At 46.8% G+C, this 24,814-nt stretch carries 25 protein-coding genes; 12 read left to right on the top strand and 13 right to left on the bottom strand.

Annotation, left to right across the window (positions count from 1 at the left end; genetic code table 11):
* Positions 1–24: 24 nt before the first annotated feature.
* Both H8698_RS01950 and H8698_RS01945 read right to left on the bottom strand, forming a co-directional pair.
* Entirely contained in the window at positions 25–930 is a 906-nt protein-coding gene (locus H8698_RS01950) for a DUF4367 domain-containing protein (protein ID WP_249310950.1), read from the bottom strand.
* Entirely contained in the window at positions 908–1,459 is a 552-nt protein-coding gene (locus tag H8698_RS01945; protein ID WP_249310949.1) for a sigma-70 family RNA polymerase sigma factor, read from the bottom strand. The genes H8698_RS01950 and H8698_RS01945 overlap by 23 nt, the downstream gene beginning before the upstream one ends.
* 212 nt (positions 1,460–1,671) lie before the next feature.
* Here H8698_RS01945 and H8698_RS01940 point away from each other — a divergent pair, with 212 nt between their 5' ends.
* The 3 genes from H8698_RS01940 to H8698_RS01930 all read left to right on the top strand — a co-directional run bounded on the left by H8698_RS01940 (position 1,672) and on the right by H8698_RS01930 (position 4,445).
* Positions 1,672–2,424 carry a GNAT family N-acetyltransferase gene (locus tag H8698_RS01940; RefSeq protein ID WP_249310948.1) on the top strand — a complete coding sequence of 251 codons (753 nt, stop codon included), beginning with the start codon at positions 1,672–1,674 and terminating at the stop codon, positions 2,422–2,424.
* Positions 2,425–2,494: 70 nt separating this feature from the next.
* Positions 2,495–3,421, top strand: a complete 927-nt coding sequence (locus tag H8698_RS01935) for a sensor domain-containing diguanylate cyclase (RefSeq protein ID WP_249310947.1) — start codon at positions 2,495–2,497, stop codon at positions 3,419–3,421.
* A 166-nt stretch (positions 3,422–3,587) separates the two neighbouring features.
* The gene (locus tag H8698_RS01930; RefSeq protein ID WP_249310946.1) at positions 3,588–4,445 is read left to right on the top strand and encodes a hypothetical protein; all 858 of its coding nucleotides are present in this window, start codon (positions 3,588–3,590) and stop codon (positions 4,443–4,445) included.
* A gap of 63 nt (positions 4,446–4,508) precedes the next feature.
* Here the strand turns inward: H8698_RS01930 and H8698_RS01925 are convergent, their stop codons facing one another.
* Both H8698_RS01925 and H8698_RS01920 read right to left on the bottom strand, forming a co-directional pair.
* A complete protein-coding gene (locus H8698_RS01925) occupies positions 4,509–5,261 on the bottom strand; it encodes a TIM barrel protein (RefSeq protein WP_249310945.1) in 753 nt (250 codons plus the stop codon).
* A 21-nt stretch (positions 5,262–5,282) separates the two neighbouring features.
* A complete protein-coding gene (locus H8698_RS01920; RefSeq protein WP_249310944.1) occupies positions 5,283–6,281 on the bottom strand; it encodes a Gfo/Idh/MocA family protein in 999 nt (332 codons plus the stop codon).
* A 120-nt stretch (positions 6,282–6,401) separates the two neighbouring features.
* On the opposite strand from H8698_RS01920, the gene H8698_RS01915 reads away from it, so the two are divergent.
* Complete coding sequence (locus tag H8698_RS01915) at positions 6,402–7,175, top strand: helix-turn-helix transcriptional regulator (protein ID WP_249310943.1); 774 nt, start codon at positions 6,402–6,404, stop codon at positions 7,173–7,175.
* Positions 7,176–7,293: 118 nt separating this feature from the next.
* Positions 7,294–8,238 (top strand): calcium/sodium antiporter, encoded by a 945-nt coding sequence (locus H8698_RS01910; RefSeq protein ID WP_249310942.1) that lies wholly within the window; start codon positions 7,294–7,296, stop codon positions 8,236–8,238.
* Between the two features lie 60 nt (positions 8,239–8,298).
* Here H8698_RS01910 and H8698_RS01905 read toward each other — a convergent pair whose 3' ends face one another.
* A complete protein-coding gene (locus tag H8698_RS01905) occupies positions 8,299–9,312 on the bottom strand; it encodes an alpha/beta hydrolase (RefSeq protein ID WP_249310941.1) in 1,014 nt (337 codons plus the stop codon).
* Positions 9,313–9,669: 357 nt separating this feature from the next.
* Here H8698_RS01905 and H8698_RS01900 point away from each other — a divergent pair, with 357 nt between their 5' ends.
* From H8698_RS01900 to H8698_RS01880, 5 genes are read left to right on the top strand one after another with little or no spacing between them, the layout of a single operon-like run.
* Entirely contained in the window at positions 9,670–10,605 is a 936-nt protein-coding gene (locus tag H8698_RS01900) for an ABC transporter substrate-binding protein (protein WP_249310940.1), read from the top strand.
* Positions 10,602–11,627: a FecCD family ABC transporter permease gene (locus tag H8698_RS01895; RefSeq protein ID WP_249310939.1), complete on the top strand. Its 1,026-nt coding sequence runs from the start codon at positions 10,602–10,604 to the stop codon at positions 11,625–11,627. Before H8698_RS01900 ends, H8698_RS01895 begins: the two co-directional genes overlap by 4 nt.
* Positions 11,628–11,629: 2 nt before the next feature.
* Positions 11,630–12,385, top strand: a complete 756-nt coding sequence (locus H8698_RS01890) for an ABC transporter ATP-binding protein (protein WP_249310938.1) — start codon at positions 11,630–11,632, stop codon at positions 12,383–12,385.
* A gap of 5 nt (positions 12,386–12,390) precedes the next feature.
* Positions 12,391–12,909, top strand: a complete 519-nt coding sequence (locus H8698_RS01885; RefSeq protein WP_249310937.1) for an ATP--cob(I)alamin adenosyltransferase — start codon at positions 12,391–12,393, stop codon at positions 12,907–12,909.
* A gap of 20 nt (positions 12,910–12,929) precedes the next feature.
* Positions 12,930–13,598 (top strand): Dph6-related ATP pyrophosphatase, encoded by a 669-nt coding sequence (locus H8698_RS01880; RefSeq protein WP_249310936.1) that lies wholly within the window; start codon positions 12,930–12,932, stop codon positions 13,596–13,598.
* Positions 13,599–13,722: 124 nt separating this feature from the next.
* Here H8698_RS01880 and guaA (H8698_RS01875) read toward each other — a convergent pair whose 3' ends face one another.
* From guaA (H8698_RS01875) to H8698_RS01860, 4 genes are all read right to left on the bottom strand, one after another.
* Positions 13,723–15,030: a glutamine-hydrolyzing GMP synthase gene (guaA, locus tag H8698_RS01875; RefSeq protein WP_249310935.1), complete on the bottom strand. Its 1,308-nt coding sequence runs from the start codon at positions 15,028–15,030 to the stop codon at positions 13,723–13,725.
* Positions 15,031–15,128: 98 nt separating this feature from the next.
* Positions 15,129–16,022, bottom strand: coding sequence for a metallophosphoesterase (locus H8698_RS01870; protein WP_249310934.1), 894 nt, complete (start codon positions 16,020–16,022; stop codon positions 15,129–15,131).
* Between the two features lie 3 nt (positions 16,023–16,025).
* Positions 16,026–17,132 carry a DUF4474 domain-containing protein gene (locus tag H8698_RS01865; RefSeq protein ID WP_249310933.1) on the bottom strand — a complete coding sequence of 369 codons (1,107 nt, stop codon included), beginning with the start codon at positions 17,130–17,132 and terminating at the stop codon, positions 16,026–16,028.
* 112 nt (positions 17,133–17,244) lie between these two features.
* Positions 17,245–17,598: a hypothetical protein gene (locus H8698_RS01860; RefSeq protein ID WP_177679427.1), complete on the bottom strand. Its 354-nt coding sequence runs from the start codon at positions 17,596–17,598 to the stop codon at positions 17,245–17,247.
* A gap of 170 nt (positions 17,599–17,768) precedes the next feature.
* On the opposite strand from H8698_RS01860, the gene H8698_RS01855 reads away from it, so the two are divergent.
* Positions 17,769–20,363, top strand: coding sequence for a copper amine oxidase N-terminal domain-containing protein (locus tag H8698_RS01855; RefSeq protein WP_249310932.1), 2,595 nt, complete (start codon positions 17,769–17,771; stop codon positions 20,361–20,363).
* 35 nt (positions 20,364–20,398) lie between these two features.
* On the opposite strand, the gene H8698_RS01850 is transcribed toward H8698_RS01855, so the two are convergent.
* The 4 genes from H8698_RS01850 to guaA (H8698_RS01835) all read right to left on the bottom strand — a co-directional run bounded on the left by H8698_RS01850 (position 20,399) and on the right by guaA (H8698_RS01835) (position 24,391).
* A complete protein-coding gene (locus tag H8698_RS01850; protein ID WP_249310931.1) occupies positions 20,399–21,589 on the bottom strand; it encodes a coenzyme F420-0:L-glutamate ligase in 1,191 nt (396 codons plus the stop codon).
* A 170-nt stretch (positions 21,590–21,759) separates the two neighbouring features.
* Positions 21,760–22,086: a branched-chain amino acid transporter permease gene (locus tag H8698_RS01845; RefSeq protein WP_249310930.1), complete on the bottom strand. Its 327-nt coding sequence runs from the start codon at positions 22,084–22,086 to the stop codon at positions 21,760–21,762.
* The gene (gene azlC, locus H8698_RS01840) at positions 22,086–22,802 is read right to left on the bottom strand and encodes an azaleucine resistance protein AzlC (protein WP_249310929.1); all 717 of its coding nucleotides are present in this window, start codon (positions 22,800–22,802) and stop codon (positions 22,086–22,088) included. The genes H8698_RS01845 and azlC overlap by 1 nt, the downstream gene beginning before the upstream one ends.
* 56 nt (positions 22,803–22,858) lie before the next feature.
* Complete coding sequence (guaA, locus tag H8698_RS01835) at positions 22,859–24,391, bottom strand: glutamine-hydrolyzing GMP synthase (protein WP_249310928.1); 1,533 nt, start codon at positions 24,389–24,391, stop codon at positions 22,859–22,861.
* 164 nt (positions 24,392–24,555) lie between these two features.
* Between guaA (H8698_RS01835) and H8698_RS01830 the strand changes: the two genes are divergently transcribed.
* Complete coding sequence (locus H8698_RS01830) at positions 24,556–24,813, top strand: HPr family phosphocarrier protein (RefSeq protein ID WP_249310927.1); 258 nt, start codon at positions 24,556–24,558, stop codon at positions 24,811–24,813.
* Position 24,814: the final 1 nt, after the last annotated feature.

The raw sequence follows: 24,814 nt of genomic DNA, 5'->3' as shown, positions 1-24,814 counted from the left end.
GCTCTCACCGGTGTTTTTGTAGTTTTATTTTATGGAGTCAGCTACTTTATAAACATCTGCGGTGGATATCGTGTTACGTCCCATTACGCTTACGGCAATGCCATCGGTTTCCCAGTCCAGCGTTTTGCCTTCCATCAGCACGGCCTTGCTGCCGTTCACTGTGGTTTCAATTAAGGTGCCGTCGGTTGATGTTTCAAACTTCGTTTCGTCGTTTATGGCACGCTCGTGAATCGCAAAATAGTTTCCGGTTTCTTTGTTCCTGTAATATAGGAACAGGTAGTCTCCGTCGGCCGTTGCACCGAAGAATTCAAAGTTTTCCGGCACATAGTCGGGCAGTTTTGCGGTAAAGTTTAACGAATCGTTTATTTTATCCAATTCATAAACAACATTTTCTCCCGCTTCCTCTGCTTCTTTTAAAACATCTTTGTCAGAGGCCTTAACTTGAACCTTCACCTTTGCACCGTTCATGGTCAGAGTGTCAATTCCCAAAGTTTCTGTAATGTAGCGGGGAACGTCTAAAATTTCATTTCCTTCCGCGTCAAAAAGTGTGTCGCCGCTCCGGTATTCCGTTGCGGGGTTTCCGTCTTTGTCGTAGAACTTGCCCTTCACCTCGTCGGGCAGCGTCATTTTCATGTTAGAGTCGTCTGTTTTTACAAACAGGTTGTGCCCAGTGGAAACGCTGGAAATAATGTTGCTGAAAAAGTCTTTTGCAATTGCGGTTTGACTGAAAGCGACAACCAAAGCAACACAGGCCGCCAGCGCAGAAACCTTTCCTACTGAGAATTTTTTATGCGGTTTATTTATGTTTTTCATTTTATTACGCTCCGTTTCTGATAAATTCATGATTTCATAGTCTGAGAAATCCATTTTCACATCGTTTAAAAAATCAAATTCATTTCTTATTTCTTTATTTTGATGGGTTGCTTTCAAAATAATCACTCCTTCGAAGGTTTTGTTTCAGTTTTTTTCGTCCCCTGGACAGACGGTTATAAAAATAGCCGGAACTTTTATGAAATTCTTTTGCAATTGTTTCGACCTTTTCTCCTAAGATATAGTGCCGGTAAAACAACTCCCGGTCGCCGGGAGAAAGGCCGGACAGCAGGCTGTCGATTTCGTTTTGCATGGTTTGTTCAAACGTGTTTTTGGTATCGGGAATGGTTTCATCTAAAGCTTCTAACCGCAGCTCCTTATAATATTTGCGTTTGTAATCTATGCATTTATACTTGCTGATTGCACCAATCCAGTTTTTTAAGGAGTTCTTATTTGCATCATAGCGATCAATGTTTTGCCAGATGGAAAGCAGAATGTCGTTTCTGCACTCCTCCTGATAAACTTCAAAAACAGATAAATGAAATTTAACGATTGACCAAATTAGCCCGCCGTATTCATCAACCAAAAGTTCAAACGCCTTTTGATCCTTTTTTATTATCCCGGCAACAATTTTGTCGTCCTGGTTCACGAAAACTACACCCTCATTCTGTGTGAAATAGAAGCGCTTCTGTTATCTAATTCGTTGGAAAAACAAAAAAACTATCACATCATTCTCTATTTCTTTATTCGGCTGTATGGAGGTAAAATCCTTTGGAAAGTATTGACACAGTATTGAAAAAAGCAGAAGGGTGTGATATAATATAATTCCGTAGAAAATGAAAAAAGGGAACGAGGGTGCGAATGAACACTGAATTTGTAAATATTACGGCAGAAAATCTGTTCAATGAACATTTGTGTTGCATAATTCGCAGCAGAAAGCCTCACCAGGGAGTCGACGCAAAGCGGCAGTGGCTCTCTGAACGGCTTCAGGAAGGCCATGTTTTCAGAAAGTTAAACGATAAAGCTGCGGTGTTTATTGAATATGCTCCTCTCGAAACGGCCTGGGTTCCCATAGTTGGCGAAAACTTTTATTATATTTATTGTTTATGGGTCAACGGTGCAAGCAACAAAGGAAAAGGATATGGGAAAGCGCTAATGGAATATTGTTTGGCGGACGCAAAGGAAAAAGGAAAATCCGGCATATGTATGCTGGGAGCGAAGAAGCAAAAGTCGTGGCTTTCCAACCAGTCGTTTGCGAAAAAGTTTGGATTTTCAGTTGTTGACACGACCGAAAACGGATATGAATTGCTTGCGCTTTCTTTTGACGGAACAACACCAAAGTTTGCACAAAATGTGAAAACCCAGAAAATTGACCGCGAAGAGCTGACTATATATTATGACATGCAATGCCCTTATATCTGGCAGCGCATTGAAATGGTAAAACAGCTTTGCGGAGAGAAAAACGTTTCTGTTTCGTTTTTTCCCGTGGACACGCTGAAAAAGGCCAAAGAACTTCCTTGCGTTTTTAATAACTGGGCTGTGTTTTACAAGGGAGTTTTTGAAACGGTAAATTTGCTGGACGCCGCCAGTTTCGAAAGAATTCTTAAAAAATAAAATTTAATTTTTATATGATTAACATTATTGTTTAAACATATATTAAAAAGCATTTGGAAAGGAGGCCGGCATGGAACGTAGTTTTAATACCTCTATAGAGCTGCAAAAATATAAGGAACGGTTTTCCGCCGTTTTGCAGGCTGCAAAAATTTGTGTTTATGAAGTCGATATTAAAAATCAACTATATACGTTTTTTGAGAACGCGGAAGTGATTTTTCATAAATCAGGTAAAGTCATTTTAGAGGAAGTTTGGAAATTTTCCAAGCTTCCGCCGGAAGAATATCAGAAGCAGGTTATGGCATATTTTGCGCATCCGGACGATGTGGCAATTATTAACGAGGCGTTTCAAAATATATTTGAAGGGAAACCATTTTCCTATCAGGCCCGGATGAAGGCGGGAGATACGGAATTTGTGTGGTGCAAAATTGACGTAACGCCAATTGTAGAAAACGGGGAAACTATTTATATGGTGGGCGTTATCACTGACATTAATGCAATGAAACTGCAAATGGACGGATACCGCGCAATGGCAAAATTAGACCCGCTGACCGGCCTTTTTAACAAAACAGCAACAGAATGTAAAATTGCCCGAAAACTCGCAGAAAACAACAATGAAACCCACGCTTTGGTTTTAATTGACATAGACAGCTTTAAAGCAGTGAACGATACATATGGCCACTCGAAGGGGGACGAAGTGCTCAAAGAATTCTCGGACGAATTAAAGCGTAAGGTTAGAAAAACAGACATTTTAGGCAGATGGGGCGGCGATGAGTTTGTCCTGCTTCTTTGCAATATAGGAAATGCAGACAACCTGCATGCAAAGCTTAAGGAAATGCTGGCGGAGATGAATTTAAACTTTGGCATTACCCAAAGTATTGGAGCCGCCATTTATCCGGGCCATGCCCAAAGTTTTAAGGAGCTGTTTATAAAAGCCGATACCTCCCTCTACAAGGCAAAGAATCAGAAAAATACATATTGTGTTTATCAGGAACTTTAACAAGAAGCCCGAAAATCAGTTGATTTTCGGGCTTCTTGTTAAAATATCAAACTTTTTGTTGACAAATATTTTAGAAGATAGTATAATTGAATTGTATAGTAAATAAACATTGAAGTGGCCGGTAAATACGTAACAATTAAGCTTTCAGAATAGGGGGAAGAGAAAGATGAAGATTAATGCTCAAACTATTGTCTGGTTTGATAAGCCAGTAAAAGAACAAAAATTAACTGCTACACTTGGCAGCAATAAGAAGCTTTTGTTAAATGATGCGTTACAAAGCAAACTTCCCGAGAATATTCAATTTGGATTTGACATGAGTTCAAGAACGCTTCTAATTGTAGGAACTCAAGATTCTAAATATAAAAAGCGTAAAATGAATACTGTTTTTGGATTAGCTCCGGCAATTGCAGATTTAGGAATGAAATTACCTGTTAGTTTTGATTTTACATATGATAAGCAAAACAATTGGTGGGTTGGTCAAATTATTCTTCGTAAGAAAAATTCAGAATATGACACGGAACAGATATTGGCTTTATACAAGCCATTGGCGGATAAAATATTTAAAAAGATGGCAAAAACGACTCCGCCCGAGGACAGACGGCAAAATATTGGTCTTGCATTTTGTGAGGCGGCCAAACAATACACTCCTGACCGCGGGAATTTTGAAGAATATCTTACCAAGCACACAGAATATCTTGTTAAAATGGCAAATCATGCTCATGTTAAGTATGTGCAAATGGAATCAAAATCTATTGATGCAGCGTTTCATAATGATAAATCGCAAAATTTTAATTTATATAGCGTAATAAAATACAATGATTTGAACTATGTTAAAATTGAAAATAAAATGTTAGATGAGCAGTTTGAAAGACAACTTACAAAAAGTGAACTTTCAGTTTATAAAATGTTACTGAATGAATATACGATAGAAGAAATTTCTGAAAATCTTAATATTTTACCCGAAAAAATTGAATCTTTAGCAAAGTCGGTTGGCATAAAAAGAAAAAAATTTTACTTAAGTTAATTTCACCATGCAGTTTAATACACAAAGGACGCCGCTGATAGCGGCGCCCTTTGTGTATGTTCATTATTTTAAATAAATCCGCTTAAATTCATTTAAGCTTTCCTCAGCGGGAAGCAGCGGCTGATATTCTAAGCCGCAGCAGCCTTTATAGCCCGCTTCGTCCACGGCACGGAAAATCACGTTATAGTCGCTTTCGCCATACTGCAGTTCATGGCGTCCCGGGTGGCCGGCACTGTGCAGATGGGCAATGCAGTCTAAATTATTTGTAATATTGGGAATGATGTTGCCTTCCATCACCTGCTGGTGGTAAATGTCATAAACCACTTTTACCAAGGGGTGGTCTGCCTCGCGGACAATTTCGAACCCTTCCACCGCAGACCACAGGTAATAACCGGGGTGGTTCACCAAGGTGTTCAGCGGCTCAATCATAATGGTTACGCCGTAGCATTCTAAAATCGGTTTTGCCTCTTTTAAAGCGGCAACAATGTTTTCGTGCTGTTTCTCCCTGGGAGCGCCGGTGTCCTGACCCACCTGGGTGATAAGGTGCTTGGCTCCCGCCTGGTTCGCAGCCTTGCAGCTTTCCTCAAGCCCTAAAAGCCACTGTTTGTGGAACCGTTCGTCTGTCATGCGGAATTCTGTGGTGCACATACTGATAAGCTCTACGCCAGCGTCTTCACATGCGTTTTTTACAGCGTCTAAGTCCAACGACTTCCAGTCATAGGTTTCTATGGCATCGAATCCCAAGGATTTTACCTTATAAATAGCTTCTACAAAATCCTGTTTGAAAAAACAGGGGATTGGGATACAAATTCTCATGTTTGCACGTCCTTTCTCAATTTAAAAGTAAATTACTTCGCCTGTTTCCATAGATTTATTTGCCGCAAAAGCAAGCTTAAGCGATTTCAGCGCATCGCCGTAAGGAGAGCGGATCAACGAACGGTCGCCGGTTAACACGGCCTGCACAAAGGCCTGGTCTAACGCAAAGGTCTGATCCATGCTGCGCTTAATGTCCCTTGTTACCGTCTGGGTGGTAATAATTAAGTTATTTCTGAGCCGATAGTCTAAAATCATGTCATCTAAGGTGATTACATAACCGCAGTTGGGGCGCACGGTTTTGGAGTAGCATCCGCTTACTAACGTTGCAGTAACGTTGTTTTTAAACCTAATAACCGCGGTGGAGTGGTCGTCAGTGTCATATTCCGGGCTGGCGTCTACTCCGGGGACAACCATCCCTCTAGAGCAGGTCGCATAAACCGACAACGGCTCTCCATAAAGATAGCGCAGGCCGTCTAACAAATGAATGTTTTGCTCAACCAGCTGCCCGCCGCAGGTGGATTTTTTCTGCCACCACCAAACGCCGGGAATCCCGCCAACCCATGCGCCGTAAACAAGACCGCCCTGTTTGTGCTTGGGAAGCTCGGCCTTAATGATGTCGATTAAGTCTAAATATCGGTCCTGAAATCCTACCGAGGTAATAAGACCCTTTTCCTCCGATTTTTTCAAAACCGTGTCTGCCAGCTCTAAGTCCATGGTCATGGGTTTTTCTATAAAAAAATGCAGGCCCATGTCAATGGCCCGGGTTTCTGTATCGGTGTGGGCGGTTGGTTCAATAAAAATCATTACCGCATCTAAGGTGTCGCGGCTTTCGTTGTTGTATAAATCCGTGTGGTCGTGATAGATTTTTTTTGCCCCGGTATTTTTTCCGGCGGCAATTCTGCGTTCTTCAATGGGATCCGCTACTGCAACAATCTCGGCATTGTCCAATTGCAGCAAACCGTTTAAATGGGCATTGAATCTTCCGCCACAGCCGATAATGCCCAGTCTTAACTTTTTCATGGTGAAACCTCCGTTTTATTAAAAATATATTTACATTGCTTTACCTTTCTGGTATAATGATATTGCAAAAATAGCAGAAAGTCAATGATAATATATTGATAAACTATAAGGATATTGCATATGTTTGTTGAAATTCAAAGAAACCTGAAAAAACCGTATCCCATTATATTAACCGCTGCAGGCAGCACCGAAACGCAATCGGCAATCAGCCGCCCCAACGGGTTTGAATTCCACCACATTTTGTGGGTGACGCAGGGGGAGGGTCTGTTTCATTTTGCCGGGGAGCCGCGCCATATCGGCGTAGGCTACGGCGTGTTTATGAATAAGGACTGCCCCCATGCATACACAAAGAGTGGGGAAACGTTTGCCACCTCCTGGGTGACATTTCAGGGCGCGGAAGATTTGCTGACGTTTTACCGCATGAACCGCTTTAAAGTGTTTAAACTGCCTGCGTTTTGGAAAGAGTCCTGCGCTCAGCTTTCTAACCTGTGCGAAAAGGGAAGCACGGTTGCGGCCCGGTCGGCGGCCTGCTACAGCTGGTTGATTGAACTTTTGGAAACCTTAGAGGCAAGCGATGTTTCCGTCTTCTCCCGGGTGCGCTTATATTTGGAAAACAACTTCGACAAGCCGCTGACCTTAGACGAAATTGCCGAAGTCTCCGGCATGGACAAATTTGCCCTGTGCCGCTATTATGCAAAGGAACGGGGCATGAGCGTGATGAGCCATTTAAAGCAAATCCGTGTGACGAAGGCAAAACAGTTTTTAAAGTTCACCGTGTGCTCCGTTGCGGAAATCGGCGAGATGTGCGGCTTTGAAAGCCCCAGCTATTTTGGAAAAATTTTCAAAGAGGAAACGCACATGACGCCCCGGGAATATCGAAACAGCACCTCGTAACTACGATTGCATGAATAATTGCACAGGCGTCCTCATAGATTGAAATTGGAGAAGCCTTACAAGCTGTTTGGCTGCCCTGAATATGCCGAGGTTTGTGGCAACAAAACAGGAGGACGCTTTGAACATTTTTATTGACATTTTGCTATTTTCAATCGGGCTTATTTTGATTATAAAAGGGGGAGACATGTTTGTGGATTCCGCCGTCTGGATTGCCGAAAAATCGGGCATTCCAAAAGTGATTATCGGTGCAACGCTGGTGAGCTTTGCAACCACGCTGCCGGAAATTACGGTATCGGTTTTGGCCACGCTTTCGGGCAGCAACGAAATTGCAGTGGGAAATTCTGTTGGCTCGGTTAACGCAAACATAGGACTGGTGCTCAGTGTGTGCGCCATTTTCTGCCCGTTTGTGATAAAGCGGCGCACATTTTTCCCCTCGGGCTTTTTAATGCTTTTAGCCATCGGCACAATTTATGTGTTCAGTATAAGCGGCCGGCTTTTGCCTCTTGGTTCGGTAATTTTGGTGCTTATTTTCGTTTCTTTCATGCTGGTAAATGTAAATCAGGCAAAGCAGGCCCCCCAGCAGGAAAACGGGGAGGTCAGCGGAAGCATTGGCGGCCATTTAATTTGTTTTATCATAGGCGTTGCGGCCATAGTTATCGGCGCGCGGCTGCTAGTAGACCGGGGCCAAAGCCTGGCACTGCGTTTCGGTGTTCCGGAGTCTATTATCGGCGTTACGCTGGTTGCAATTGGAACATCTTTACCGGAGCTGGTGACCTCCATTACCGCGGCAGTGAAAAAACAGGGCGCTCTGTCGGTGGGCAATATTTTAGGAGCAAACATAATCGACACCACGCTGATTATTCCGCTTTGCAGCTTCATTTCCGGCGGCACGCTGACGTTAGCACCACAAACGCTTTTGGTGGATATGCCTGCGAGCATTGTGTTGGGCGCCGCCTGTGTTTTGCCCACGCTCTTTTCCCGCAGGCTCATGCGCGGGCAAGGTTTTTTCATGGTTGCGCTCTACATTGCATATATGTTTTTCATGCTCCGGTTTTCGCTTTAAAAAGAATGTGCCCGGCGATAGCAAAAAACACCTTTGCTATGTGCCGGGCATTGTTTTGTGTTACAGCAGTTTATAGCTGCAGGGTTTGTCATCATCAGGTTTTTCACAGCGCTTTTCAAACCGCGCATTTTTGCGGTTAATCCATTGGGTAGAAACGTCCATTGCGGCGCGGCATGCCTTCGTTTGGTCTAAGGCGTTGAGCATGACAAAATCGTGAATTATGGCCTGAAAGCGGATTTGCGTTACCTCCACGCCTGCCTCCCGCAAGCACACGGCATATTGCTCGCCCTCGTCCCTCAGCGCGTCTGCCTGCCCGTTTAAAATCATGGCTGGCGGCAGACCGCAAAGCTGTTCTTTCGTGGCCCGAAGAGGAGAAGCGGTGATTTCGTTTCTGTCCTTCTGCGACGTGGTATATTGATCCCAAAACCACATCATGCCTGCACGGTAGAGATAGTAGCCAACAGCAAACTCCCGGTAAGATGGGGTGTTGAAATAGGCGTTGGCAACGGGGTAGTAGAGCAGCTGCTTGTCGATGCTTGGGCCGCCGCGAAATTTTGCCAAAAGGGTCATCACGGTGGCCATGTTTCCGCCAACACTGTCGCCGGCAACAGTTAAGGTTTCTGCGTTAAACTGCCACCCATGCTTTTGTTTTAAGCTGTCAATTTGGCACAGCACCGCGTAGCATTGTTTAATGGCTGTGGGATATTTTGCTTCCGGCGCGCGGGAATATTCGGGAAATAAAACCACCGAATTTGTTCGCGCGGCAAGTTCGCGCACGAGTTTTTCGTGGGTGTGGAAGCTGCCGAACACCCAGCCCGCGCCGTGAATGTAAAAAATAACGTTTGGCGTTTTTATCTCCGGTTTCGGCGCCACATGGTAAAGACGAATCGTTCCCCATTTGCCGGTGTCTGCCAAACAGCTTGTAATTTCGGCAGGATACATACACACCGGTGTATCCTGGGCTTTTTCCAGTGCCTCGCGCCCTTCTTTGGGCGGAAGCTGAAAAATCAACGGCGGGTTCGCGTTTTCAATGCACACCGCCTCAGCTTCTTTTTCTAACGATATTCTATTCATGTTGAACCTCCTTTTTAACCTGAAAACCTCTCCTTTCATTCTATGTGTGAAAGAACAAATAAGTGCGCGAACCAAAAGGTTTCGAATTAATACTTGAAAATTCAATGGATATGTTATATACTTACTAATAAATATACTCCAAAATCGAATACGCTTCATACTTACGGGCGGACTGAGACATTAAACGCTCCCGCCGCCGTTGGTCGTTGCAGGAAAACTGTGTATGAAAGGGTGTTCTTTTTTTGTGGGCGGCTGATGGTGCAATGTGTCACGGAGGCTGATAACTTTTTGCCGATGTGTTCTTGTCTTGCTTGATCAGCAGCTGCCCTTTGGGGAGAATTTATGGAGGAATGTAACATGAAAAAAATCATCGCTCTGCTGCTTGCGCTGACTTTAGCTTTCGCTGTGAGCGCCTGTGGCCCCAAAGCCGGAAACACCGAGGCAAAACAATCTGACGCGGGCTTTTTTGAAATGGCGGATCTCAGCGGTACCGCCATTCGCGTTCCGAAGCAGATTAACTCTATTGTTGTGCTGGCCCCCGCGATTGCTGAAATGGTTGTGGGGCTAGACTGCGGCGGCAAGGTCATTGGCTATGACACCCAAAGCAGCGGGCTGGAGGGCTTGCCCGAGGGCAAACCAACCTTCGACCTGATGAGCCCCGACATGGAAATGCTGATGGGGATGAAGCCTGATGTACTTTTCGTGTCCAATATGACCTATTATGACCAGGAAGATCCTTTCCGCATGCTGATTGATCAGGGCGTTTGCGTGGTAAGCATGCCCTCCGCAGATACGATAGACGGCATTAAGCGAGATTTGGCGTTCGTGGCAACTGTTCTGGGCATAGAAGAAAAAGGCGAGGAATTGGCGAACGACTTACAAAAAGGGCTGGACAATATTACCCAGGCTATCGGTACCGTCTCGGAGAAAAAGCGTGTGTACTTTGAGCTTTCTGCCGCGCCGGATCTGTACAGCTTCGGCAGTGGTGTGTTCCTGAACGAGATGCTGGAACTAATCGGCGCTGAGAATATTTTAGCGAACCAGACAGGCTGGCTAAAGGTAGATGCGGAAACCGTTGTTGCCGCGAACCCCGACGTCATCTTAACCAATGTGAACTATATTGCGGATCCGGTAGGCGAGATTTTGAGCCGCGGGGGCTGGGATACCGTTTCTGCTGTCCGTAATCGGCAAGTTTATTATATCGACAACATGGCCTCCTCTTTGGCAAACCAGAATGTAATTATCGCGCTGGAGCAGATGGCGAAAGCCGTATATCCGGAGTGTTTCCAATGAAACGAACTTCTGTAAAAATGATTTTGCTGGTTTGCGCCGCCATAATCTCGGTAATTTTCGGGGTGGGAGTTGGCAGCGTTTATATCTCACCGGGCGACATTTTTGCAATATTGGCAAATCATTTGTTCGGTGTGCCTCTGCCGGAAACAGTATCCGCAGTTCATTCCTCCATGGTAATGGATTTAAGGCTGCCGCGGGTTCTTTTAGCTTTCTGCACAGGGGGGGCATTGGCTGTCAGCGGAACCGTTATGCAGTCGGTGCTGAAAAATCCTTTAGCGTCCTCTTATGGCCTGGGCGTTTCCGCTGGTGCAGGGTTGGGCGCCTCTTTGGTGATGGTGGCTGGTTTGTCCGGCGGCATATTGGGCGCGTTTTTACTGCCTGCTGTCAGCCTGTCATTCGGCGTAGCAACCGTGTTTATCGTTATTGGAATTTCCTCCCGCATTGACCGGGGCTTGTCCAATGTCACCATTATTCTGATGGGCATGATTGCGTCACTGTTTTTTACTGCAATTATGGACATGCTTGCGACAAGCTCACCAGAAAACGCCCAACGAATTAACCTCTGGACATTGGGCAGCTTCTCCATGCGGGGCTGGATTGGCGTGCGTGTGCTTTTCCCTGTTACAGTCCTGAGCTTGCTGGTGTTTTTGCGCTACTCCACGGAAATGGACATTATGACGTTTGGCGAGGAGCAGGCGCAGGCGTTGGGAGTTGACGTCAAAAAAAGTAAGCGGTTTTTAACTGCTTTGGTGGCGGTGCTGACCGGTACGGCGGTGGCTTTCGTAGGGATCATTGGCTTTGTGGATTTGATTGCTCCGCATGTTGTACGGCGTTTTTTCGGTTCCTCTCACCGTAAGGTGCTGCCAGCCGCTGCCTTATTCGGCGGTACATTTCTGGTTCTGTGCGACCTGGCAGCCCGCACCCTTATCCCGCCGCGGGAAATCCCCATCGGCTCCATCACAGCTCTGCTGGGGGCGCCGTTCTTTGTTTATATCTTTTTTTCCGGACGAAAGGGGCGATAGGTTTGTTACAGACAGAACATCTCAGTTGCGGATATGGCGGCGGGCACGTCGTTAAAAATATTTCATTCCGTGTGGAGGAGGGCAGCCGGCTCTGCATCATCGGTCCCAACGGCTGCGGAAAAACAACGCTTTTGCGTGCGCTGGCAGGACTTTTGCCTGCTGAGGGTCTCATTCGCATCTGCGGTGAATCCCTGAACAAAATGAGCCGCCGGAAGCTTGCCTGCCAGGTGGCGCTTATGAGCCAGTTAACTTCTGTCAGTTTTTCTTACTCCGTATATGAAACGGTGCTGATGGGGCGTTATGCACACCAAAAGCCTGGCCTGCTCGCTTCGCAGAGTGAAGAAGACCGGCGAATTGTTCGGGAGAGCATGAAGCGCACGGGCATTTTAGCTTTGAAAGACCGGCCGGTTACGGAACTTTCCGGCGGCCAGCTTCAACGGGTATTTTTGGCCCGAACGTTTGCCCAGGAGCCCAAAATTATTCTTTTGGACGAGCCTACCAATCATCTTGACCTGAAATATCAGGTGGAGCTGGTAGAGAATTTAAAGGAGTGGACGAAACAGGGAGGCCGATGTGCCGTGGGGGTGTTCCACGACATTAATCTTGCCCTGTCCTTTGCAGATACCGTACTTCTAATGGACCATGGAGCTGCTTACGCCTATGAGCGTGCAGAGCAGTTCGACTTATCCCTGGTCAGCGAAATTTACCGTATGGACGTGCAAAACTACATGCAAAATACATTAAAAAAATGGGAGTAATTCACATGGAACTATACAGAAGCCCCTATGAGGCATATCCCTTTTTATGTGACGACAGCGATGACCTGCGCTGTGATTTTGAACTTTTAACCGATTATATGGCCAGCAGTGCAGGCCTTTTGCGTACAATGGTGAAAGATGACGTTCTGCGGGAGGAACTGCTGTGGATTTGCGAACTGATTTACCATATTAACCCCACACTCCGCACATGTCTGACCGTAAAACCGGAGGAAATTCAGCGTCTGCAAAACGCGGCTGCGCGGCTGAAGGACGAATGTGGAAAACGCTGCCGTCTGTTTGTGCTGACGCAGGGGTGCCAGGCAGCCTGCACTGCCCATGTTCTGCGGGTTCAGGGCAAGTCTTTAGTACGGCTGCTGTATCGGCATTGCCAGCAGGGGCATGAGGTGCCGCCTGCACTTTTCGATATAGCAAACCTGCTGTCGGGCTACTTCTTTTATCTGGCACTGAAGCTAAACGAGCAGGAGGGCGTGGAAGAAGTTCCTTATGTCAGCCGTAACTACTGATGCAAATGAGGAAGATGAATATGAGAGATTGGAATGAAGTGCGCTTTGTTGCCTCTTACAGCGGCGGAAAAGACAGCGTTTTAGCCATTCACCGGGCTATCTGTCAAGGCATGGTGCTGCAGGCTTTGATTATCACATACAACACAGATTTGGAACGCTCCTGGTTTCACGGCGTTCCGCCAGAAATCCTTGCGGAAGTAGAACAATCAGTTGGAGTACCCGTTCAGTTGATCCGCACTGCCGGTGCAGACTATAACGCAAATTTCGAGCGCGCTTTGCTGGAGCAGAAAAAGCTGGGCGCTCAGGCCTGCGTTTTTGGCGATATTGACATTGAGGGCCACCTTCAGTGGGGTATTGAGCGGTGCAACGCCGCAGGTGTGGAAGCCTGTTTCCCGCTGTGGAAAGAGAACCGGGAAAGCCTGGTGCGGGAGTGTATTTCCTGTGGCTTTGTTCCCTATATCACGGTTGTGGATACCAAACGTCTCAGCGCAGACTTCCTGGGGCACCCCATTACTCCCCAGGTTATGGAAAGAATTAAAGATGCTGGCGCTGATGTCTGTGGTGAGAACGGCGAGTATCATACCTTTGTGACGGACGGGCCAATTTTTGCCCAGCCGCTGCCCATCGAATTTTCTGCCCCGCAACAACATGGCGGCTATGCAGTGCAGCCTATGCACTTACGGAAATGACCGGTTACAAATTGCACAGCGCCTGCGGCGGATAAAAATGTGCAGACAGCATAGACCACCGCAGAAGACAAGAACCCCGGAAGGCCCTATAATAACGGGCTTTCCGGGGTTCTTATTTATTTCGTCATTCCCACTCAATAGTGCCGGTAGGCTTTGGCGTTAAGTCGTAGCAAACGCGGTTCACACCTGCCACTTCGTTGATGATACGCTCCGTGATTTTATGCAGCACAGGCCAGGGGATTTCTTCAATGGTGGCGGTCATGGCGTCGACCGTGTTCACCGCCCGAAGAATCACAGGGTATTCAAAGGTGCGTGCATTGTCGCGCACGCCTACCGACTGAAAGTCGGGCACCACAGTGAAATATTGCCAAACACACTTGTCGAGTCCTTCGTTGTGAAACTCTTCCCGCAAAATGGCATCGGAGTCGCGCACGGCCTCCAAACGCTCACGGGTGATGGCGCCTAAACAGCGCACGCCTAAGCCCGGCCCCGGGAACGGCTGACGGTAAACCATGCTTTCCGGCAGGCCGAGAGCCAGCCCGCAGGCGCGAACCTCATCTTTAAACAGCTGTTTCAACGGTTCAATGAGCGCAAACTGCATGTCCTCCGGCAGGCCGCCAACGTTGTGATGGGATTTCACGGTTTTTGCCGTTTTTGTTCCACTTTCCACAATGTCGGGATAAATGGTTCCCTGGGCGAGATAATCAATTCCATCCAATTTTCCCGCTTCTTCTTCAAATACACGAATAAATTCGCCGCCAATAATTTTTCGTTTTTCTTCCGGGTCTGAAACACCTTTCAGCTTGTCCAAAAACCGATCGCTGGCATCAACATAAATTAAGTTGGCGTTCAGCTGGTTTTGAAACACCTCAACAACGCTTTCCGATTCTCCCTTGCGCATCAGTCCGTGGTTCACGTGAACACAAACCAGGTTTTTGCCGATTGCGCGAATAAGCAGTGCCGCAACCACCGAGGAGTCCACGCCGCCGGACAAGGCCAAAAGCACCTTTTTATCGCCCACCTGCTGTTTTATAAGCTCAATCTGGTCGGCAATAAAGTTTTCCATGTTCCAGTTGGGCTGGGCATGGCAAACGTCAAACACAAAGGGTTTTAATGCTTCTTTCAGCGCGCTTTCCTTGTGGGGCCATACAACCGCATCGCTGTCGTCGGGGTCGTATGGGTGGCTCACTGCCAAAACGGGAATTCCTGTGTGATAAAGTTCCGGGTCCACATCAATTTCTTTACCGTCAATCACGTTGTTTTTTCCACCGTTTAAAATAACGCCTTTTACATTTGGCAGCCGCTTTAGCTCTTCCGGCGTAATGTCGTGGGGATAAATCTCGCTATAAACGCCCAAAGCGCGGATTGCACGGGCCAGCACCGTGTTTTCCGTGCTGCCTAAGTCTAGAATTACAATCATGTCCTGCTGCATAAAAATCCCTTCTTTCCTTTATTTGTTATCATTATACCATGAAATTCCTCCGATTACAACAAAAAAACACACAATCAGCTTGTGTGTTTTTTTGTTTTTTACTTATAAAATGCGGCAATGTCGCAGGGGCCTTCTAAAATGTGGCGCTCCACATACATGCTGCGGTCTTTTTTGATTCCAACCGCCCATTTAATTAAGGTAATTTGGTTGTTTTCAATTTCAATGCCAGTAATACACCGGGGGTGGACGCAACTGCCGTCGTTAAAATACAGCCCATCGCCGGGAGAGGGGTAGACGGGCCTGTGGGTGTGCCCGGCAATTACCATCTGCTGTTTATTTTCGGCATAGGCCGCCAGGTCCTTTTCAATTTTTTCTTTGTTGGAATGAGACCTGCCGGCGCCGGTGGGCTGCTGAAACCCTACCATTTCCAAGGGCTTCCACACATAGCGCACCAAAAACCGCGCCAGAGGCCAGGCAGTGTCGTTTAAAAAGCTTCCCTGGTGGCCGTGCACCAACAAAATATTTTTATTAATGTCGGTGTTTTTCAGCACCAGTCCCTCGTGCACCTGAATGCCAGGGAACAGAGGAAGAACACAGGTATCCTTTTCGCAGAAATAGTGGCTGTAATAGCGGCTGGTGGTGAGCTTGCGCCGTTTTACAACATCATGGTTGCCATAAAGCATATAAAACCTGTGGGATTTATAAAACTGGGACATCATCCAATAGGCGTCGCTGTGAGCCTCAATAATCGGCTTAATTTTCCTGTTTTCCCAAAGCTCGTCGCCGTCTCCCAGCTCAATATAGGTGAAGCCGTTATCATAATAATATTCTAACGCACCAAAAAACAAAAGCTGGTTGGGCAAAAAGTTGTCGCCGGTATTGCCCTGACCCCTGTGACAGTCGCTCATAATGATGATTTTGGATTGTGCGTTAAAGGGAATGCTGTCTGCTGAGGACAGAATTCGGTTTAACTTTTTGTCAACCGCGGGCATAGCCTACACCTCGTTGTCGTGGCCGCTGTTTTCGTGCGCACTGGGCGCCTTCTGCCGGCTGTTAATTCTTCTCAGCGTTTCCGCGTCTGCCGGCTGGGACTCCGTGCAGGTCTCTGTCGGGGGACAGGGCGGTTTCGGCGGAGGGCAGGGAGGCTTTGGCGGTTCGGGCGGTTTTGGCGGGCGGTGCCCGTGAATGATTTTGATAATCCATTCAAACGCCGAGAAAAATCCCTTTGCATACAGCGAGTGCATCATAATTTCGTAAAGCTCCGGTGCAAATGCCTTTAAATATTCCAGCTTATCCAACGTGTCGGTATATCGCGACGTTACGGTGTTATAAAGCTTGCAGTTGTTTTTGTTCACGCCCTGAACGACGTCTTCCTGAATTCCCTCCTGGGTCACAGGCTGCGGGGAGTGGGGCTTGTCAAAATAAATTGTAACCGTTTTAAAATGAATGGAAAACTCCTGGGGGCGGTAGCCAGTCCGCATTAAGCCGTTGACAAACGCCCAGCACATTGCACGGTTGGGAAACTTAATTTTGGCCTCCATGGTTAAGGTATTTGTTTCTGAAAATTCGCCCAGCTTAAACGCGGTGAGCCACCAGTGCAGGCCTTTTCTTTTTAGCAGCACTTTTCCGTTTTTTCGCAGGACAAAGGAAAGATCCATTTGCTCTGCGTCGCTAATGGGTTCATAAAACGTTCCGGTAAATTTTTCGGAGTGTATGTCTTCGCGCATGGTGTTATAAATTCCAATTTCTGCACCTGTGGTAATACCATACTGGCCTTTCCACAGCTCAATTAACCAGCGCTTTCCGCCGTAGGAAAAGGTGATGGGCTCGCAGTCCATTATCATGTTGAAAAACGGCGAACCTTCATCATAAAGCCTGCAATATCCGACCTCCCGCTGCCAGCAGTTTTTCAGAGAATAAAAATAGTCTTCTTTCATGTTATAGGCAAAACCGGCAGGTTCTAAATCGTCATTTAGTTCTTTTAGCTGCTTTGCTTTATCAGCCGTTGGCCGAAAGGCAATGATTCTAACGAGCCAAATCAGCACTAAAATAACCACTACAGCGGCAACCGCTGAAATGGCAATGATAATCGGCAGTGGCATAAAAACTCTCCTTTCTGCCGTCTGAAGTTCAGACGGGCAAAAGTGATATTGGGCCGCATAACAATACCCCTGAAATCATAGTTTTCAGGGGTATTGCGCGGAACAAAAAACGCTATTCGGTTTCTTCTTCCTCTGCTGTCACAGCTTCTTCACAACCACATCCGCAATTTCCTTCCGCAGCACCCGTTGTGCCGCCGCACTCTACATGGGTTTCACCCATTAAGACGCTGGCGCCGAATACCATGGGGATTTCAATTCTCATAGTCTGAGAAATGGTAAAGTCGCAGCAACCGTTAATTTCACCTGCCGGAGCGGTTCCTACACTGATTTCGGGTGCTCCGCAGCACTGAATGGAAATGGTGCCAGGATTTGCAAAGGGAACAATTGACACGGGCACGCCTACAGTTGTGTAATGTGTGCTAACCGTTGGACAAGTTCTGATTTCTAATGACTGCATTTCGGTCATAAATATCACTCCTAAAATTTTAGTTACACTATATTGTTATGCCGAATCCCGTCGGAGTGTGCTTATATTTTAGGCGAATTTTGTCGTGACAGAAACGTAATACGGCAGACATGGAACTGTAATAGCAATGTGATATAATGAAACAAAAACAGCATAAAGGAGGATGGAAAATGAGAAAGAAACTGTTTGCCGCAGCCATGGCGGTGCTGATGCTTTTTGCGCTGTGCGTGCCCGGCGGATTTGCGGCGAATGCCAAGGCAATCCCCATCCGGTTTCATAAGGCCGGCGGGGGACAGTTTATCTACTGTAACAATCCTGAAGCGGTTACGAAAACAGACCTTTCCAGCACGGATAACCCCAGCCCAACGTATCTGATGAAGAATGAGGATTTGGGTCCGGACAACTATTCCGTCTTTTTCTGCTTTTATAACTTTGCGGGTTTCGACATTGAGCCTGATGTGGAATTTACGTCGGAAAACGGCGCGGTGATCAAAATTAATTCCATTGGTTACTACACCCCTCAGGGCGTAGAGTTTTGGGACTGTTTGGGCGCATGGCCCGACTATTTGGGCGTAAACATTCGCTCCCTTGCCGGAAACGAACAGCACGTGGCCTTTGCGGGAGCGAAAAATGTGCCGGCGGAGTTTTCATTAAACAGCGGGGAAAACGACTGGGCCAGCCGGTATCTTTACAACTATGAAGCTTTAAAGCCCGAGGCGACCTTTAACATGCTTATTGACTTCACAATTGTATCCGGCAGAGCGGATGTGAATTTTGCGGCGCTGAAGCACACAAAAACTCTGGGCGACCGCAGCAGCCACGACCCAAACGCCGCGCCGGGGAAATATGTGCGCGACAACACGGTGAAGGGCATTGACAAAGAAACGCTGCCAATTGTGGAGACTGACATTCAGATATGCATTGACAAAGACACGCCGAACGGTGAACCTGTGCCGGCAGAGGTTTTTAACCAATACCATCCCGAGGGCAGCGTGACGCCATTTTGGACGACCAACATCAATCCCAGCCGGGATGAATATATGGTGAGCAAAAACACCGCCGCGGGTTCAGACATGCTTTCGCTGACCTATGAAGACGACAGCAAGCTTGCCTACTACGGCAGAAGCGTGCCGCAATCCCAGCGGGACAACGTTTGGCAAATGGATCTTTACCACTTTGATACGGCGGGCTACGACCCGTCGCTCCCCTGGACGGCTGACGAGCATGTGCCCAATGCGTTTACCTCGGAAACGCTGGATAAAAACAATCCGCCCAATCCAAACTTTCAGTTTAACCTGGGCAATTTTGGCGTGACCAACCGCTACCGCCTTGCCATTGAAAACCGGGACAGCATTCCCCGCACGTTGAATTACTATATTAAAAGCTCCTGCACCAGCAACATTGTAATCGCGCGGGACAAAGACGGAACCATGTTAAACCCCTTTACCTTAGAACCGGAAAATCCCTTTGCCATCAGCAAGGAAATTACGTGGGGAGAACAGACAGATGCCTGCATGTTCAGTGCAGAAGTTGGGCCGGGGGAAACGAAGGAATATGTTTTAGACGTAATTTTGCCTACAAATAACTTTGGCGGACAGGCAAACTCAATCCGAATTGACACGGTAAAGCATTTACAGCCCAGGGAATATTCCCCCTTTCCATCCTACATGCAGACACAAACGAACAAGGACGTGTTTTTCACCGGCGCGGAAACGATGAAGTGGGAAAACGGTGCGCTTTTACGCTTCGATGAAGATGCAGCCGTATGGAACGAAGTAATTTTACCCGAAACAACCCGGACTCTGTTTGAAGCGGAAAGCAATCATATCAGTCTTGTGAAAACAGGCGCTGGCTATGCCGCCAGATTTTGCGGATGGGACGATTTTGGAAATTCTATTATGAATAAAAATCGGAAAAATACGGTTTATTTTTTAGACAGTTCCATGAACGTAACGGGACAAAAAACGTTTCCGGACTATATTTTCGGATTTTTAAGCGACGGAAAAACGCTTTATGTGCAATCAGACAAGGTGTACCGCACAGATAACCTTGAAACGTTTGAACCGGTGGAGGAAACTCCTGTTTGGAATGGAAAATATTTATTGGTTAAAAAGGGCAGTACGTTTTATGAGCGCAAGGAGGAAAAAGACATTCCAATTGTGTTCGAAGGGCAAACGCCAAAAGAAATTTTCAGCACAGACGGCGTGTTCTACTATAAAAAGTCCTGGCAGACATCCCTTACCGACAAGAACACGGAAAACATTTTGTCTGTGTCCCCAGACGGTGTAAACTGGACGGATATTGCTCTACCAAGCAATTTTTTAGAACTTTTAAAGGTAAGCAGAGTGGGGGACAGGCTTTTTGTCAGCACAAAATTTGAGCAGTTTTCCTTTGATGTACCCACCCAGGCGGGGCTGGTACGCGTTCAGTTAAACGGCGAGCTGCTGTCGTTTCTCACGCAATCGAAAATTTCACAAGACCGCACCATGGTGCCAATTCGTCTGTTTTTTGAAAAGCTTGGAGCAAGTGTTGGCTGGAATGGGGCCACAGGTACCGTGACAGCAGAGAAGGGCGGTCGCAGCATTGAATTAAACATTGGAAGCAAAACTGCCTTTGCAGACGGTGTGGCAGTTGAGATGGACGTGGCGCCCTATATTGAAAACGACAAAACAATGGTTCCCATGCGGTTCATCTCCGAACAGCTTGGTTGCACGGTGGACTGGGACGAAAACACAAAAACAGCCGCGGTTGACGCAATATTTTAAAAAGAGCGCCTGCTTAAAAAGCAGGCGCTCATATTTTAGTTTGTGTAGTTATCGAAATATCCCTGAACCAAGACCACCGGAGTCCCCTTGTCGCCGGAGCCGCTGGTTAAATCGCACAAAGAGCCAATCAGGTCGGTAAGCTGTCTGGGTGTTGTGCCCTGTGAGGCCATGCTGCCCACCAGGTTTGCATCTTTTTCCTGAATGCTTTTTGAAATTGCCGCCTTTAACTCGTCGCCGCTTAAATCTTTAAACTCGTTGTCCGCCAAATATTTTAATTTCAGCTCATTGGGCGTGCCGATTAACCCGTCGGTAAATGCCGGGGAAACGCAAGGGTCTGCCAGTTCCCAGATGTGGCCCTGGGGGTCTTTAAACGCGCCGTCGCCATACACCATTACCTCAACGTGAACGCCTGCGGCCTCACGAATCAACCGTTGCGTTTCCAACACAAAGTCCCTGCAGTCGTTGGGGAACAGTTTAATGGTGTCCTCTGTGGATTTGTTCGAGCCAAGCAGGCCAAACCGTTCGTTAAAGCCGCTGCCGTCTACCGAAGCGTTTAAAATATCGTCTAAGCCGTAAACCGTTTTCGCGCCGCTTTTCAGCAAAATCCGTTTTGTGCGTTGTCTTGAATGAATGTCGCAGGCAAGAACACAATCGGCGTAGTCTAAAATTGCCTGAGGCTGATTTGCAAAAATAATTTCGCACTCCGCGCCGGCTTCCCGAATAATCTGGCCGTAATAGTCTACATAGTCCACACCGGTGAACTCGTGCTTGTTGTCGCCAAACAGTCTGCGGTAGTCTGCAAGGCTTAAAACATCGCTGTAAGGGTTTACGCCCGCTTCGTCTATTTTGTCAAGGGAAATTAAGCGGTTGCCTACCTCGTCGCTGGGGTAGCTGAGCTGAAGCACAATTTTTTTTGCGCCCATTGCAATTCCCCGCAAGCAAATGGCAAACCGGTTTCTTGAAAGAATGGGGAAAATAACACCAATGGTACCGCCGCCAAGCTTTGTTTTAACGTCCTTTGCAATGGCGTTTACCGTTGCATAATTTCCTTGGCTTCTTGCCACAATAGACTCTGTAACGCCAATTACATCTTTGTCGCGAAGGGAAAACCCTTCGCTTTTAGAAGCTTCTAAAACACTGTCGCAGACGATTTGTGCAAGATTGTCTCCCTGGCGGATGATGGGGCACCGAATGCCTCTTGAAACTGTTCCTGTTTTTCTCTCCATAACTTCTTCAACCCTTCCATTTTTTATTGCGTAAAATCAAACCAAAAAATATTATACCAGAAATTGGCCGCAATTTCAAGAAAAAGAAATTGCACAGCAAAAAAAACGGCACAGATCCTATCTTAAAAAACGCTTTTCATGCTGGATAGACCGTTATCATAGGTACCTTTTTAAAACACAAACTGAACAAGCAGCATATAGCAAAGGGTGCCCGCTGCAATGGACAAGAGCATTTGCCGTTTCCATAAATGGACAAAAACGGTTGTCAAAATGGCAATCAACTCCGGCAGGGCATGGCTGGCAGAAAAAATGGAAACATCTTTTAAGCAATAGACGACCAGCAGGCCAAACACCGCGCCGGACAGCACCTTTCCCAAATATATAATGTACTTTGGCGTTTCCTTTCCGGCCGGAAAAAGGAGAAACGGCAAAAAACGAGTGGCTACGGTGGCCAGCACCACCATAGAGATGGTAATTATTTGCTGCTCAAGCGTCATTAAATGCTACCCCCTTCCAGCGGATGCCGGATAACCGTCAGCACAGCCAAAATGGCAAGCAGAGAAACAACCATAAAATTATTACTTCCAAAAATAATCAGGCACAACAGGGAAATCCCAAGTCCCAGCAAAGAGGCGGTGTGGTTTTTTTCTTTTGCCCATTGTTCTAAAAAAATCACCACGAACATAGCGGTCATCACAAATTCCAACCCCTCGGTATTAAATCGGAGAAAAGAGCCAAAAATACCGCCCAAGGTGGCCCCTGCGAACCAATAGAAATGGTTTAAAAGCGTTACAAAAAACATGAACCAGCCGCGGTCAATGCCGGCTGGAATGTTTGCAGTGTAATTGATGGAAAAGCTTTCGTCGCACATGCCGAAAATTAGATACGGCTTTTTCCAACCCGTTCCCTTAAACTTGTCCAGCATGGAAATGCCGTAAAACAGGTGCCGGGCATTAATTAAAAACGTCACGAAAAAAGCCTGCATGGGGTTAAACGCGCCCATGAGCATATTTACGGCCACAAACTCAACGGAGCCTGCAAAAATAATCAGACTCATCACCATAGGATATGCAAAATGAAAGCCTGACACATTCATATAAATGCCATAGGTCATTCCTAAAAACAGAAACCCCGCCAAAATTGGTAGGGTGTGGGGAAAAGCGGCCCGGAACGCATTGCGGGCCGCTTTTATTTTCAATTTTGTTCTGTTCATATTCGTTTGAATTTTTACCTCGTTTCAATGGATATTATACGTTTGGGTTTAATCATCTATTCCCACTCAATCGTTGCCGGGGGTTTGCTGGTAATGTCGTAAACAATGCGGTTAATGCTTTTTACTTCATTTATAATCCTGCTGGAAACCTTTTCTAAAACATCATAAGGAATTCTTGCCCAGTCAGCTGTCATAAAGTCTTGGGTGGTTACGCCGCGGAGAGCTAGGGTGTAGTCATACGTTCTGCCGTCGCCCATAACGCCCACGCTGCGCATGTTGGTGAGCACGGCAAAATATTGGTGAATATCCCGGTCTAAGCCAGCTTTTGCAATTTCTTCGCGGAAAATTAAGTCAGCATCCTGTAAAATGGATACCTTTTCTTTCGTAATATCGCCGATAATGCGCACTGCAAGGCCCGGCCCCGGGAAAGGCTGACGCCACACAAGATGATCGGGTATGCCAAGTTCTAAGCCTAGCTTTCGCACCTCGTCTTTAAACAGGCTTCTTAAGGGTTCAATAATTTCTTTAAAATCCACCACGTCAGGCAGTGCACCAACGTTGTGGTGGCTTTTAATCACCGCCGCGTCGCCTGCACCGCTTTCCACCACGTCGGGGTAGATGGTGCCCTGAACCAAAAAGTCCACAGAACCGATTTTTTTAGCCTCATCTTCAAATACACGAATGAATTCCTCTCCGATAATTTTTCTCTTCATTTCCGGCTCTGTAACGCCGGCAAGCTTATTCAAAAATCTGTCCTGGGCGTTCACGCGAATTAAATTAATGTCATACTGGCGGCGGAAAATTTCTTCCACCTCGTCGCCTTCGTTTTTGCGTAGCAGGCCGTGGTCGACAAAAATGCAGGTAAGCTGTTTGCCTACCGCCTTGTGAATTAAAACTGCGGCAACAGAGGAGTCCACGCCGCCGGACAGGGCGCACAGCACTTTTTTACCGCCGATTTTTTCTCTTAAGGAGGCAATTGCCTCTTTTGCGTAGCCCGACATAGTCCAGTCGCCTGACAGATGGCAAACCTCCATTAAAAAGTTTTTGAACATTTTTGTGCCCCGGGGAGTGTGCAGCACTTCGGGATGGAATTGAACGCCGTAGAGCTTTCTGTCCCGGTTTTCCATTGCCGCGACAGGGCAGCCGTTGGTTTTTGCACAGACCGAAAAGCCTTCAGGAATTTTCTCGATATAGTCCGTATGGCTCATCCAGCATGAGGTGTTTTTCTCAATGCCAGTAAAGAGGGGGCTGTTTAAAAGTGTTAAATCTGTTTTGCCATATTCCCGCGTTTCCGCGTGGGAAACTGTTCCGCCCAAAAGGTGCGCCATGAGCTGGCAGCCGTAGCAAATACCCAGAACCGGAACGCCTAAGGAAAACAGCTCCTTTGAATAGGTGGGGGATGTTTCGTCGTAAACGCTGTTGGGCCCGCCTGTTAAAATAATGCCCTTCGGTTCTTTTGCGGCAAGCTCGCTGAGCTTTGTTTTATACGGCAAAATTTCACAGTAAACGCCGCATTCCCTCACCCGGCGGGCGATAAGCTGGTTATACTGTCCTCCGAAGTCTAATACGATTACCAATTCATGTTCCAATGAAAAAACCTCCGATAAAATGGGATTTAAAAATTTTTTTACAAAAAAATTATACTACATTTTGCAAACACCGTCAAGAAAAAGTGCGGACAAGCCGTATAAAAGAAAAACGGGGCGTACATAATATTTACAAGAATACCATTTTAAAAGGAAGAAACAAAATTATGACGCAGTTTTCCTATACCATTCAAGACGAAACGGGAATTCATGCCCGGCCTGCCGGGGCGCTGGTAAAGCTGGCGCGGGAGATGCCCTGTGCGGTTGTGATGAAAAAAGACGGCAAAACCGCCGACTTAAAAAAAATATTCACGCTGATGGCGCTTGCTGTTAAGTGCGGCGACACGGTTACGGTTGAGGTATCCGGCGAGGGCGAGAAAGCCGCGGCGGATAAACTGTCTGCTTATTTTCGTGAAAACCTTTAAT

It is taken from the genome of Congzhengia minquanensis (genome assembly GCF_014384785.1).
GTDB classification, from domain to species: domain Bacteria; phylum Bacillota; class Clostridia; order UBA1381; family UBA9506; genus Congzhengia; species Congzhengia minquanensis.
This window is presented reverse-complemented; position numbering and strand designations above follow the sequence as displayed.

Coding starts and splice junctions, on each gene's coding strand:
- H8698_RS01940 (WP_249310948.1), top strand. CDS start 1,672: ATGAACACTGAATTTGTAAATATTACGGCAGAAAATCTGTTCAATGAA.
- H8698_RS01935 (WP_249310947.1), top strand. CDS start 2,495: ATGGAACGTAGTTTTAATACCTCTATAGAGCTGCAAAAATATAAGGAA.
- H8698_RS01930 (WP_249310946.1), top strand. CDS start 3,588: ATGAAGATTAATGCTCAAACTATTGTCTGGTTTGATAAGCCAGTAAAA.
- H8698_RS01925 (WP_249310945.1), bottom strand. CDS start 5,261: ATGAGAATTTGTATCCCAATCCCCTGTTTTTTCAAACAGGATTTTGTA.
- H8698_RS01920 (WP_249310944.1), bottom strand. CDS start 6,281: ATGAAAAAGTTAAGACTGGGCATTATCGGCTGTGGCGGAAGATTCAAT.
- H8698_RS01915 (WP_249310943.1), top strand. CDS start 6,402: ATGTTTGTTGAAATTCAAAGAAACCTGAAAAAACCGTATCCCATTATA.
- H8698_RS01905 (WP_249310941.1), bottom strand. CDS start 9,312: ATGAATAGAATATCGTTAGAAAAAGAAGCTGAGGCGGTGTGCATTGAA.
- H8698_RS01900 (WP_249310940.1), top strand. CDS start 9,670: ATGAAAAAAATCATCGCTCTGCTGCTTGCGCTGACTTTAGCTTTCGCT.
- H8698_RS01895 (WP_249310939.1), top strand. CDS start 10,602: ATGAAACGAACTTCTGTAAAAATGATTTTGCTGGTTTGCGCCGCCATA.
- H8698_RS01885 (WP_249310937.1), top strand. CDS start 12,391: ATGGAACTATACAGAAGCCCCTATGAGGCATATCCCTTTTTATGTGAC.
- H8698_RS01880 (WP_249310936.1), top strand. CDS start 12,930: ATGAGAGATTGGAATGAAGTGCGCTTTGTTGCCTCTTACAGCGGCGGA.
- guaA (WP_249310935.1), bottom strand. CDS start 15,030: ATGCAGCAGGACATGATTGTAATTCTAGACTTAGGCAGCACGGAAAAC.
- H8698_RS01870 (WP_249310934.1), bottom strand. CDS start 16,022: ATGCCCGCGGTTGACAAAAAGTTAAACCGAATTCTGTCCTCAGCAGAC.
- H8698_RS01865 (WP_249310933.1), bottom strand. CDS start 17,132: ATGCCACTGCCGATTATCATTGCCATTTCAGCGGTTGCCGCTGTAGTG.
- H8698_RS01860 (WP_177679427.1), bottom strand. CDS start 17,598: ATGACCGAAATGCAGTCATTAGAAATCAGAACTTGTCCAACGGTTAGC.
- H8698_RS01855 (WP_249310932.1), top strand. CDS start 17,769: ATGAGAAAGAAACTGTTTGCCGCAGCCATGGCGGTGCTGATGCTTTTT.
- H8698_RS01850 (WP_249310931.1), bottom strand. CDS start 21,589: ATGGAGAGAAAAACAGGAACAGTTTCAAGAGGCATTCGGTGCCCCATC.
- H8698_RS01845 (WP_249310930.1), bottom strand. CDS start 22,086: ATGACGCTTGAGCAGCAAATAATTACCATCTCTATGGTGGTGCTGGCC.
- azlC (WP_249310929.1), bottom strand. CDS start 22,802: ATGAACAGAACAAAATTGAAAATAAAAGCGGCCCGCAATGCGTTCCGG.
- H8698_RS01830 (WP_249310927.1), top strand. CDS start 24,556: ATGACGCAGTTTTCCTATACCATTCAAGACGAAACGGGAATTCATGCC.